The sequence below is a fragment of the Euzebya tangerina genome, from assembly GCF_003074135.1.
Lineage (GTDB): Bacteria > Actinomycetota > Nitriliruptoria > Euzebyales > Euzebyaceae > Euzebya > Euzebya tangerina.
Genome location: NZ_PPDK01000001.1, coordinates 367,226 through 379,080 on the forward strand (window position 1 = coordinate 367,226; position 11,855 = coordinate 379,080).

Here is an 11,855-nt window from a genome sequence, read left to right on the forward strand (position 1 = left end):
AGCGGGATGGAATTGGCTGGCTCGATAGTCGTACGGTGACCGGCATGGACGAGGTGCGAGAGCTACAGCCCGACGAGTTCGACCTTGCCGCGCCGGTCTTGTTCGACCTGCGGCCCCAGTTGGGTTCCGAGGACGCGCTGCGGGCTGTGCTTCGGGCTCAGTCGGCCGATGGCTATCGCCTCGTGGTCGCCTTGGCGGATGGGACTGCTTATACGGTTGCTGGCTTTCGCATGGGCACGAACCTCGCGTGGGGTCGCTACTGCTATGTCGACGACTTCAACACGCTGCCCTCGGTTCGGGGGCGGGGTGGCGGCACGGCCGTCCTGAGCCATGTCATCCAGTTGGCTCGAGACAGGGGGTGTGATGCTCTACACCTGGACTCGGGTGCCGGTCCTGCCAGGCACGATGCCCACGCGCTCTACCACCGCGTGGGCCTGCGGATCACGTCCCACCACTTCGGGCTCGTCCTGAGCTAACTGTGGACGACAGACCGGCCAGGAAGTCGGCGGTCTCTGCCGCGATCTGCTGCTGCGCGTTGTCCCGGTTCACGGTCGGTTCGCCGTCGCCGGGCTGCTCCCCGTAGTCGCCGAAGTAGGCATGCGTGGCACCGGCGACCTCGACGAACACGGCGTCATCGGGCAGGTCGGCCGCGCTGGCCTCGATGTCCTCCGGGGTGCTGAGGCCGTCCTGCTCGCCGGAGATCGAGATGGTGGGCAGGTCGGCGGTGAACTCGCCGGCAGGGAAGGAAGCCCAGAACACCAGCCCGTCCACGCCGACGTCCACGCCCTGGGCGAACTGCGCCGCGGCGACCCCGCCAAGCGAGTGGCCGCCGACGGCCCAGGTATCGATCTCCGGGTGGCTCTGGATGACGGCCGCCGGCGCACCGATGGCGGTGAACCCGATGGCGAGGGGCTGCTGCACGATCACGACCAGGTGCCCCTCGGCAGCGACCCGGCTGAGGAGCGGGACATATGCCCGAGCGTCCACCCGTGCGCCGGGCTGGAAGATGAAGCCGGTCTGGGGTTCGCGTTCCTGCGGGGTGAGCGTAATACGGCTGGTGGTCGCCTCGACGCCCACCCCGGCCCGGGCGCCCAGATCGAGGAGGTCCGCCGCGGTGGAGGGGAAGGGTCGCAGCCAGATGGTTGCGCCCAGGACGATGACCGAGACCACGACGGCAGCGGCGACCCGGAGCCAGTGGCCAATCGTTCGTGTGGCGGGGATGGCCCGTTGGCGCGCGCCTCGCCAGACCAGGATCACGCCTACCACGGCCACGAGGGTCGTGAGCACGAGCAGGGCCGGGTGCGTGGCCGTGAGCACCTCGAACCGCGTCGTAGCGACCACCACCGCGGCCAGGATCCAGACGCCCCCCAGGACGACGCCGACCCACGCACGGCCGGTCGGTTCGGCGACCGTGTTCATTGGAGGGTCGGCGTCCAGCTCCATCAGGGCCATCCTCGCAGGCCGTCGGCTGGCCTACGCGAGGTGTCGCCCTGGCCGGTCAATCGCCTGCCCCCATCCCCAGACGGTCCGCGAACGCCGTGACCGCGTCGACGACCATCGGCCCCGCCACGAGCGCCGCGTCGTTGTGGCCCGCCCCGTCGACCTCGACGAACTGCGTGGGGCCACCGGCGGCGTCGTGGACCTGACGACTCTGGCCGCGTGGGACGATCCGGTCGTCGGTGCCCGCGATGACCAGGACCGGTGCCTCGACCGACGGGACGCGCTCCAGGTTGGCAAAGCGATCACGCAGCAGGAGGCCAGTCGGGAGGAAGGGAAAGTGGACGGCGGCGACATCAGCCAGCGAGGTGAACGGGGAGCGGAGGACCAACGCTGCCGGTGGGTGATCGACCGCCAGGCCGATGGCAACTGCGGCCCCGAGCGACTCGCCGAAGTAGATGAGACGGTCGGTGTCGACGTCGTGCCGCGACCGCAGGAAGTCATGGGCCGCGAGCGCATCCAGGGCGAGTCCCGCCTCGCTGGGCGTGCCCGGATTGCCGCCGTACCCCCGGTAGTCGGTGAGCAGCACCCCGAACCCCTCTCGGGCAAGCGCCCGCCCCAGCGCCAGCCGGTTCGCGCGGTTGCCGGCGTTGCCGTTGAAGATCGCGACCGTTGCGACTGGACCTGCCCCGTCTGCGGGCAGGAACCACGCGTCCAGTGAGAGACCATCCGTGGTGGTCAGCTCAACCGCTTCGACGAGGTCTGGTGTTGCCGGGACCGCGCGGTCCGGGAGGAAGATGAGTCGTCGCTGGGCCAGCCAGAGGACAGCAGCGACCGCGATCACCACCCCGAGCACGATCAGGCCGAGACGAAGAAGCCGGTCCATCAGCGACGATGAAACCACATCGCCGTTCTCTGACCTACGTCAGCTATCTTGATGGTATGCGAACATCGAACGCAGAGGCGGTGGACACCCTGCGGCGCTTCTCCCGTCTCTTCACCGCCAAGATCGGCGTGCTGGACGAGGACTTCCTGGGCCGTGACCGCCCCCTGGGCGAATCACGGACCCTCTTCGAGATCGGTCGGGGGACAGCCGCCGTGACCGATCTGCGCGACAGGCTGGGCCTGGACTCCGGCTATCTCTCCCGGCTGCTGCGCCAGCTCGAGTCGGCCGGCCTGGTCGTCACCTCCGCCGACCCGGAGGACGGACGGCGCCGACTGGTGTCCCTCACCGCCGCCGGCCAGGCCGAGTGGACGGTGCTCGACGGGCTCTCCAACCGACGGATCGAGGGGCTGATGGAACCCCTCGGCGCGCGCCAAGCCGCGCGACTGGTCGCGTTGGTCGCCGAGGGCCATGACCTGATCGCAGCGGCAACCGCGACGTTCACTCGGGCGCCCTCCTCCGACCCGGAGGCCATCCGAGCCATGTCCGCCTACTTCGACGAGATCGACCGGGTCTTCCCCGACGGGTTCGATCCTGGCGACTGGCGGGCGGAGAGTGCTGCAGCATTCGACGGCGAGAACGGGGCCTTCGTGCTCCTGCACCTCGCCGATCGTGTGGTCGGCTGTGGTGGCTGGCAGACGATCGACACCGGTGTGGGGGAGATCAAGCGCATGTGGCTTGACCCGGCGGCACGAGGGCTGGGGCTGGGCAGACGGCTGCTGGCCGACCTGGAGGACCGTGTGGCCGAGCATGGCCATCGGGCGGTCCGACTGGACACCAACGAGAACCTGGGCCCTGCGATCGCGATGTACGAGGCAGCCGGCTACCGGCGTGTCCCGCGCTACAACGACAACCCCTACGCCACGCACTTCTTCGAGAAGCACCTGGTCTGAGCGGCAAGCCGCGTCGAAACCGAGGGCACGGCCGGTGGAGTTGCGCGATGATCACCCACGTGCTCCCCGTCATCGGACCCCTGCGGCCATGGGCCGACCCGACTCAGGTTCAGATCGGGCGGCTGCCGATGAGCCAGCCGCTCCCCCGCGGGCCGGGGGACACCGTCCCGCTCGATGGTGTGTGGTCGTTCCGTCTTGCCGACAGCCCCTCCGACGTCCACGGCGACGATGTCCACGGGCCCACGCCCCTGGCAGAGGAGCGGTGGATGCCGATCGTGGTCCCTGGCAACTGGACGATGCAGGGCACCGCCGACCTGCCGCAGTACACCAACGTCCAGATGCCCTTCTCGGGGCCGCCACCACGCCTGCCCGACCGCAACGCGACCGGCATCTACCGCCGCGCGTTCTCGGTACCGGCCGACTGGACCGGCCACCGGGTGATCCTGGAGGTGGGCGGGGCCGAGTCCGTCCACGCCGTCTACTGCAACAGCCACTTCGTCGGCTACGGGACCGACTCCCGTCTGGCCAGCAGCTACGAGCTGACCGATCACCTGCACGCCGGTCAGAACCATCTGGCCGTCGTGGTGATCAAGTTCGCCGCCCACTCCTACGTCGAGGACCAGGACATGTGGTGGATGGGCGGCCTGCACCGCTCGGTGGTCCTGCGGCGACGGCCCCGGGTCTCGATCGGCCAGGTGGTGGTGGACGCCGACTGGGATCCCGGTACGGAGCTGGGGGCGCTCGAGGTCCGCACGGTCGTCGATGGTGGAGGGACCGACAGCGGAGCGGTCCCCGCCGGACTGGTGATCAGGACGACGGTGACACCAACCCTCCCCGCCGGGACGCCGAGTCTCCCCGCAGGTGGGGAGGCGGTCGCGCCCCCGCAGGAGCACGTCGTGCCCCACCAGTACGACGACCCCTATGTGTTCACCGGGTTCGAGGTGACGGCCGGCTGGCAGGACCTGGACATCCAGCCGTGGAGCGCCGAACGGCCGACCCGGTACACCGTCTCCGTCGACCTCCTGGACCAGGATGGGGCCGTCGTCGACCGCACCCAGCAGCACATCGGCTTCCGCAGGGTGGAGGTCACCAACCGCCAACTGCTGGTCAACGGCCAGCCCATCTGGATCTTCGGCGTCAACCGACACGACCACCACCCCGACCGCGGCTCCACTGTCACCGAGGCCGACATCCGCGCTGACCTCGAGCTGATGCGGCGCCACAACATCACCGCCGTCCGGACCGCCCACTACCCGAACGCCCCGACCCTGTACGACCTGTGCGATGAGCTCGGCTTCTACGTCATCGACGAGGCCAACATCGAGAGCCACAACTACAACACCAGCCTCTGCGACGACCCGAGCTACCGGGCCACCTGGCTGGACCGCGGCGCCCGCATGGTCACGCGCGATCGGAACCACCCCTCCATCATCCTGTGGAGCCTGGGCAACGAGGCCGGGTACGGCGTCAACCACGACGCCCTGGCCGGCTGGATCCGCCGTGCCGACCCGTCCCGACCACTGCACTACGAGCCGGCGATCCTCGGGGCCGACTGGACCACCGCCGGTACCCACGCCACCGACATCGTCTGCCCGATGTACGCAACGATCGAGGCGATCCGGCGGTACGGCGAGTCCGCCAGCGGTGAGCGGCCGCTGATCCTGTGCGAGTACTCCCACGCCATGGGGAACAGCAACGGCTCGCTGGCTGACTACTGGGACGTCATCACGGCCACACCGGGCCTGCAGGGCGGATTCATCTGGGAGTGGAAGGACCACGGACTGCGTCAGACGCTCCCGGACGGCACTGTCCGCCTGGCCTACGGGGGGCAGTTCGGCGACGACCCGCACGACGCCAACTTCGTGGCCGACGGGCTGGTCTCGGCAGACCTCGACCCGCACCCGGCGATGACCGAGGTCGCCTGGGTCCACCGGCCCGTCGCCGTGCGCCCGGCCGAGCAATCGCGTGAGGAGCCGACTGTCGAGATCCGCAACCGTCGATCGTTCACCGATCTTGCGGATCTTGAGGGGACGTGGGCGCTGCTGGTGGAGGGGGAGCAAGTGGCGACCGGCGCCCTCCACCCTCCGTGGGTCGCTCCGCGGAGCACGGCAGTGGCATCCCTCAGCGGCCTGCTGGGCGTGTCGTCGGAGGAGCTCCAGGGCCACCTGGCGGGTGCCCGCTCGGCGACCCTGACGGTTCGGTGGGTCACGACGACGGACAGCTGGTTCGCCGACGCCGGTCACGCTGTGGCCTGGGACGAGTTGACGCTGGCGGAGGGCAGACCTGCCAGCGAGCCCCTGACGGTGACGCAGCAGCGCCCCGAACGGGCGGCTGAGCAGCTCCCCGAGGGCGTGGTCGACGGGCCGACGCTCAACCTCTTCCGGGGACCGCTGGACAACGACGGGCTCCGCCTGCTCCCGCAGCTGATGCCCGACGAGATGGTCGGCAGCGAGGCGCTGGGACGTTGGGCGTCCCTCGGCCTCGACCAGGCCGACCCCGACACGCTGGTCAGCCACACCGCCTCGACGGAGGTCACCGATGTCGGCACGATCTATCGGCACGCCGTGGAGGTGCCGCCGCAGCTCGCCGACCCTCCCCGCGTCGGGGTCCTGTTGGCCCTCGACGCCCGGTTCAGCCGGATGCGATGGTTCGGACGAGGACCGGGCGAGAACTACCCGGACCGCAACCGCGGCTCGCTGCTCGGCGTCTGGGAGTCGCCGATCGACGACCTGCCCTATCTGGTGCCGCAGGAGTACGGGCTGCGGACCGACACCAGTTGGCTCGAGCTGATGACCGACGACGGCGAGGTGCTGCGGGTCGACGCCATCGGTCGGCCGCTGCACGTCTCAGCAACCCGACACCGGCCGGAGGCACTGTTCGCCGCCCCCAGCCAGGACGTGCTGGAACCGGACCCGAACCTGATCCTCTGCCTGGACGTCGCCCACCGCGGGGTCGGGACGGCCAGCTGCGGCCCTGACGTGCTGGAGGCCTACCGGATCCCCGCGGGACGGTACGAGTTCGCCTACCGGATCAGCGGCCGGCCAGCCTGAGGAGGGGCGAGCGGGATCAGCTGCCCGGCGCCCAGTCCCACTCCTCCGGTGGGATGTCCTTGACCCGCTGGGAGAACATCCAGTGGTGGCCCTCGACATCGCTGGCGCGGTACGTCAGGTCGCCGTAGAAGGTGTCCTCGATCTCGGCCATGATCGTGGCCCCGGCCTCGCGTGTGCGGGCGAAGTGGGCCTGGATGTCGTCGACGTAGGCCACCAGCATCAAGGTCGTGCCGCCGTGGGTTCTCGGGCTCGACCGATCGCTGAACGGTGGGCCCAGCATGATCAGGCCGCGCTCACCCACCTCGATCTCGGCGTGATAGGTCACGCCCTCGTGGGCCACTCTGGCAGAGACCCGCTCGCGGAAGCCGAAGGTGTCGCACAGCCAGGTGATGGCGGCGTCGACATCGTCGTAGGTAAGCGACGCGATCACCTGCGGCATGTCAGCAGGCGGGTTCTGGACAGGTGGAGCGTCGGCGTCGGCGCTGGGCTGGGACGTGAAGGGTTGGGACGTCGAGGGCTGGGACGGGGAGGGCTGGGACATCGGGTGCCTTTCGCGAGGTCGGGTGCTGGTCCTCCGCAGCGTCGGGCATGTCGGCGCCGGTGTCTTGAACGTTTGTCGCACGAACGCGTGCCGCAGGAACACGGCGTGGAGTCTGGGCGCCGACCACGGCGGCGACGACCAGCAGGGCGCCGAGCACCTGGACCATTGACAGGCGTTGATCCAGCGCAACCCAGCCGAGCAGCGTAGCCACGACCGGGCTCAGCAAGGCCAGGAAGCTCACCGAGGCGACGGGGAGCTGCTGGATCCCCTTGAACCAGTTGGCGTAGGCCCATCCGGTACCAACGATGGACAGCCAGGCCAGCCCGAGCAGGCTCGTCCCCGACACCTCGGCTGGGAGGCCCTCGATGATCACCACCAGCGGCAGCAGCACCAGACCACCAGCAGTCAGCTGCCATCCCGTGAACGTGACCAGATCGACGGGGCGGCCCCAGTGCTTGGTCAGCACCACACCGGTGGCCATGCTCACGGTGCCGGCGAGCGCAGCCAGGACGCCGATCGCGTCCAGGGCCGCCGCTGGACCGAGGACCAGCATGGCCACCCCTGCCACACCGAGCCCGCCCGAGACCGCAGTCCGACGGGTGAGCCGCTCACCCAGCAGCAATGCTGCCAAGCCTGCCGCGATCAGCGGCTGGATGGCACCGGCGGTTGCGGCAACGCCGCCGGGTAGTCGGAAGGCCGCGACGAACAGCAGCGCGAAGAAGGCGCCGATGTTGAGGACACCGAGCATCCCTGCCTTCCACCACCACGAGCCGTGCGGGAGCCGACGGGACCACAGCAGAAACGCTACGCCGATGGGCAGCGCTCGAAGCATGGCGGCGAGGAGCGGTCGACCGTCCGGCAGCAACTCGGTCGTGACGAGGTACGTCGTCCCCCAGACCATCGGCGTGAGGGCGGTGCGGAGGGCCATCCTAGGCATTTCTCTTGACATCAAGATACATGCTAGCTTGATATATCTTGACGTCAAGAGATAACCTGCCGCATGCCCGAAGCCGACCCACCTGATCACGTCGACGGAATCCTCGATCAGTGGGCATCGGTCCGCCCGGCCGTCGATGTCTCCGCCATGGCGGTATTCGGTCGGCTCGGCCGACTGGCACGGGTCGTGCAAGCCCGACTGGACCAAGTCTTCGCCGCCCACGATCTGGAGGGCTGGGAGTTCGACGTCCTCGCAACGCTCATGCGCAGCGGCGAACCCCACCGACTGAGCGCCGGCGACCTGCATGACGCGATGATGATCACCTCGGGAACCATGACCAACCGGATCAATCGCCTGGAGGCACGCGGCCTCGTACGGCGCGAGCGCAACCCCGACGACGGACGGCAGGTGCTCGTGGCCCTGACCGCGGAAGGACGTCGGACGGTCGACGCAGCCCTGGTCGACCACGCTCGGAACGAACGTGACCTGCTGGCCGGCCTGACGCCGGAGGAGCAGGCCGACCTGGCCAGCCTCCTGCGCCGGTTGGGGACGTCGATCGATCAGCACCCGCCCTCGTAGCACGGATCGATCTGGATCGGGCCGGTCTGGCCTGGCGATCCCGGTCAATCCGTCCCATCGGGCCCCGATGACCAGGGGCGATGACCCTCTGCAGGCGAGGTGACGCTGTGTAGTGGTCGATCCGTGCGCTGCTGGAGTACATTCCGCCAGGAGGTCAGACACGGTGTCGGCCTCAGGTACGACGTCGAGGAGGTGAGGTGTATGGGAACCGCCCGCTTTGCCCTGCACTTCGATCCCTTCGTACCTGAGGAGACCCTGCGTTGCCCCACCCAACCGACCTGACCGCACTGGGCTTCACCGGCCGATGGCCGGCGCTGCTCGACCTCGTCCGAGACGACCTCGACCCGGCGACCGCAGCCACCGCTGTCGCCGGCCGCATCATCCGAGCCGACCGAGGCGCTGCCACCGCACGCACCGCCGACGACAGCCATCGCATCATCTGGACCCCGGCGACCGAGCCGCCGGTGACCGGCGACTGGGTGCTGCTCGATCCGACTGCTGGCGTGCTGCTGGGGATCGCTCCTCGCGCCACCGCACTCACGCGGCCCCGCACGACCAAGCGCCCCGACGCCAGCGGACAGCAGGTGCTGGCCGCCAACATGGACCTGGTCGGCGTCCTGGCCGGCGTCGAGGACGACCTCAACGTGCGCCGCCTGGAACGCGCTCTGGTGATGGCCTACGAGTCCGGCGCGACGCCGCTCGTCATCCTGACCAAGATCGACCTGATCGACGACCGCACCATCCCCCTCGCCCAGGCCCGCGCCACGGCCGTCGGCGTCGACGTGCTGCCCGTCTCCCCCGTGACCGGTGAGGGCATGGCCGACCTGGCCGACCGCCTCGCCCCCGACCGGACCATCGCCCTCCTCGGCGCGTCGGGTGCCGGCAAGTCGACGCTCACCAACGCCCTCGTCGGCAGCGAGGTCCTGCAGACCGGTGCGGTCCGCGCGGTGGACGGGCGAGGACGGCACACCACCACCCACCGAGAGCTGGTCACACTGCCGACCGGTGGCGCCGTGCTGGACACTCCCGGGCTCCGCAGCCTCTCCCTCGGCGTGGTCGAGGAGGGAATGGACCAGGCCTTCCCCGAGATCTCCGAGCTCGCCGGTGCCTGTCGCTTCAATGACTGCCGGCACGACGAGGAGCCCGGCTGCGCGGTCACCGCGGCGTTGGACGACGGGCGCCTGGACGGCGACCGGTTCGAGGGCTGGCGTCGCATCCGGGCTGCCTCGGAGAGCGCGGCGTTGCGCGCCGACATCGCGGCCTACCGGGCGGAGGCCCGCTCGTGGGGGCGGGTCTACCGGGAGGCGCAGGCGCTGCGCCGGGACCGGGAGGGCCGATGACGCGGGGCCGGCTGCACACCGCGCTGCACCCACGCGACGCCCGCCAGCGGCAGGTTTCCGACGCATGGACCGGAAGAGTTGCTCGGGCCATGCGCGAGAAGTGCACCGCTAGCGGGCGGTCGTCAGGCGCCTGACGGCGCGGTCCCGGCTACGCGCAGGGTGCCTGGGCCGCCTGCTGAATGGTCGGCAGCACGCCATCGGCAACCAGGTTGGTGCTGCCGATGGCGAGGACCTGCGCGTCCAGCCCACAGACGCTGTCCAGCACGGACTGCTGCACCTCGGTCCCATCCCCCTCCAGCGGCGCGAACACACCACCGAAGTTCCCGACGATCTGGGACGCGGCCAGCACGTGGGCGAAGGCGTCATCCCGGCGCAGGTTCACGGTGACGATCGTGTCCGGGGTGGTGATGGACTCACCCTCGAACTCGAACACCTCGTCGTTGCGCTGGAACAACGCACGGGTCTCCGCGGCGATGGCAGCAGCTGTCTCGATGCGGGTCGGGCCCTCCAACTCGCGGATGGTGGCGTCAGCCGGGACGATCCCGCCGATCTCGTCCCGCACGGCCTGGCTGATCACGGCGTCACCACCCAGGATCCCGACGTAGCCGGGTTGGTTGGTTCGCAGGTACTCCGCCGCGGGTCCACCCAGCGCGTCGGTCGGGGTCAACAGCACGGGGATGCCGAACCAAGCGGAGAGAGACCCGACGGCAACGGCGTCCGGCCAATTGCCCTCGAAGGCGATGAACACACCGTCGAAGGGTGGGGTGAGCCCACCGTTGACCACCTGGTTCACCTCGTCGGCGACGAGCGCCGCCGTCTGCTGCCGGCCTGCGCCGGCCAGTCGGACCGGGGTGAAACCGGCCTGACGCAGGGTCTCGTCGACCTCAAGGCCGATCACGGCCGTTCCCCCGAGGATGTAGATGGTGCCGTTGTCCGGGACGACGCGTTGGAACTCCGCGACGGTCCGTGGGTCGAGGCTCGCATCGGCGTTGACGTATAGCAGCGGCCCGAAGTAGGAGGCCAGCGCCGATCCGCCCAGCGCGTCCGGGAAGTTCGAGGACAGCGCGAGGACGCCGAATGCCGCCTCGGTGCGGAACACCCGCTGGGACATCGCTATCGCGTTGTCGACCGGGTTGTCGCCGTCGGCTCCCTGGATGCGGTTGGGGTCGGCCTCGTTGCCGGTGGGCTGCGCGCCTGCCGGGCCGGGATCGGGGTCGCCCGCGTCGATCACGCCGCCGGTCACGCCGTTGATCCACTCGGTGTAGGTCGTGACCTGGGCGTAGACCCCCGCGTTGTCGACGCCACAGATGCCGCCGAAGGAGACCACGCCGAACTGGACCGGCTCGCCGTTCACGACGTCGAAGAGCGGCCCGCCCGAGTCGCCCTGGCACGAGTCGCGACCGGGGTTGTTGACGTCATTGGTCGGGTTGCCCGCGCACACCATGGTGTCGGGGACGAGGTTGTAGCCCTGCGCGCAGTCGGCGTCTGAGACCACGTCCACATCCACCTCGAGCAGCACGTCCGATGCGGGACCATCCGTCCTGATGGCGCCGTACCCGATGACCGTTGCCGTGGTCGGCGGCGCGTTCAGCGCCAGATCGTTCGGACCCGCAAGCCGGACCGGCGTGACATTCGTCATCTCGTTGGTGCGGACCAGGGCCATGTCGTTGTTGGTGGTTCCCGGGTCGTAGTCCGGGTGAGGGATGATCTGGGCTGCAGTCACCTCGTCTCCCTCGGTGACCCAGTTGTTGGCGTTGACCACGAACGACAGCCGATCCGGCGTGATCGAGGGCTGTCCACGGCCGTCGATCACGCAGTGCGCTGCGGTCAGGATCCAGTTCGGTGCGATGACCGAGGCGCCGCAGGCCTGGCCACCGTCTTCGAGGAAGGCAGCCATCCAGGGGTACTCCCCGGGGTCGGCTGGTTGACCGTTCACGATGGCGAAGGTGTCCGAGGTGGTGTGGCCGACGGCTGCCGCCGGTACGGCCGACAGTCCCAGGCACAGGGCAAGGACCAGGGTGAGTACTCGTTTCATGACGTGTCCGTTCTGTTGAGGTGAGATCGCGCACGCTAGGAACGAAGCGTTTCTGTACCGTTTGTTGCACTCGGGCCGCCACCGGCCCGACGAAGAACTC

At 69.5% G+C, this 11,855-nt stretch carries 10 protein-coding genes; 5 read left to right on the forward strand and 5 right to left on the reverse strand.

What is annotated here, in order from left to right:
- The first annotated feature begins 44 nt into the window (after positions 1-44).
- On the forward strand, positions 45-476 hold the full coding sequence (locus C1746_RS01745) for a GNAT family N-acetyltransferase (RefSeq protein WP_116712983.1): 432 nt from the start codon (positions 45-47) through the stop codon (positions 474-476).
- On the opposite strand, the gene C1746_RS01750 is transcribed toward C1746_RS01745, so the two are convergent.
- The gene (locus C1746_RS01750) at positions 442-1,443 is read right to left on the reverse strand and encodes an alpha/beta hydrolase (RefSeq protein ID WP_162867268.1); all 1,002 of its coding nucleotides are present in this window, start codon (positions 1,441-1,443) and stop codon (positions 442-444) included. The genes C1746_RS01745 and C1746_RS01750 overlap by 35 nt on opposite strands.
- 55 nt (positions 1,444-1,498) lie before the next feature.
- Positions 1,499-2,323 (reverse strand): alpha/beta hydrolase, encoded by an 825-nt coding sequence (locus C1746_RS01755; protein WP_116712985.1) that lies wholly within the window; start codon positions 2,321-2,323, stop codon positions 1,499-1,501.
- A gap of 56 nt (positions 2,324-2,379) precedes the next feature.
- Here C1746_RS01755 and C1746_RS01760 point away from each other — a divergent pair, with 56 nt between their 5' ends.
- Together C1746_RS01760 and C1746_RS01765 are read left to right on the forward strand one after the other, a co-directional pair.
- Complete coding sequence (locus C1746_RS01760) at positions 2,380-3,273, forward strand: MarR family winged helix-turn-helix transcriptional regulator (protein WP_116712986.1); 894 nt, start codon at positions 2,380-2,382, stop codon at positions 3,271-3,273.
- A gap of 47 nt (positions 3,274-3,320) precedes the next feature.
- Positions 3,321-6,323 carry a glycoside hydrolase family 2 TIM barrel-domain containing protein gene (locus tag C1746_RS01765; RefSeq protein ID WP_116712987.1) on the forward strand — a complete coding sequence of 1,001 codons (3,003 nt, stop codon included), beginning with the start codon at positions 3,321-3,323 and terminating at the stop codon, positions 6,321-6,323.
- Between the two features lie 16 nt (positions 6,324-6,339).
- Here the strand turns inward: C1746_RS01765 and C1746_RS01770 are convergent, their stop codons facing one another.
- Together C1746_RS01770 and C1746_RS01775 are read right to left on the reverse strand one after the other, a co-directional pair.
- Positions 6,340-6,762: a VOC family protein gene (locus tag C1746_RS01770; protein WP_162867269.1), complete on the reverse strand. Its 423-nt coding sequence runs from the start codon at positions 6,760-6,762 to the stop codon at positions 6,340-6,342.
- A gap of 1 nt (position 6,763) precedes the next feature.
- A complete protein-coding gene (locus tag C1746_RS01775; RefSeq protein ID WP_414627951.1) occupies positions 6,764-7,801 on the reverse strand; it encodes an EamA family transporter in 1,038 nt (345 codons plus the stop codon).
- Positions 7,802-7,864: 63 nt separating this feature from the next.
- On the opposite strand from C1746_RS01775, the gene C1746_RS01780 reads away from it, so the two are divergent.
- Positions 7,865-8,380, forward strand: coding sequence for a MarR family winged helix-turn-helix transcriptional regulator (locus C1746_RS01780; protein ID WP_116712990.1), 516 nt, complete (start codon positions 7,865-7,867; stop codon positions 8,378-8,380).
- A gap of 260 nt (positions 8,381-8,640) precedes the next feature.
- Entirely contained in the window at positions 8,641-9,720 is a 1,080-nt protein-coding gene (gene rsgA / locus C1746_RS01785) for a ribosome small subunit-dependent GTPase A (RefSeq protein WP_116712991.1), read from the forward strand.
- A 148-nt stretch (positions 9,721-9,868) separates the two neighbouring features.
- Here rsgA and C1746_RS01790 read toward each other — a convergent pair whose 3' ends face one another.
- Positions 9,869-11,755 (reverse strand): trypsin-like serine protease, encoded by a 1,887-nt coding sequence (locus C1746_RS01790; protein ID WP_162867270.1) that lies wholly within the window; start codon positions 11,753-11,755, stop codon positions 9,869-9,871.
- Positions 11,756-11,855: the final 100 nt, after the last annotated feature.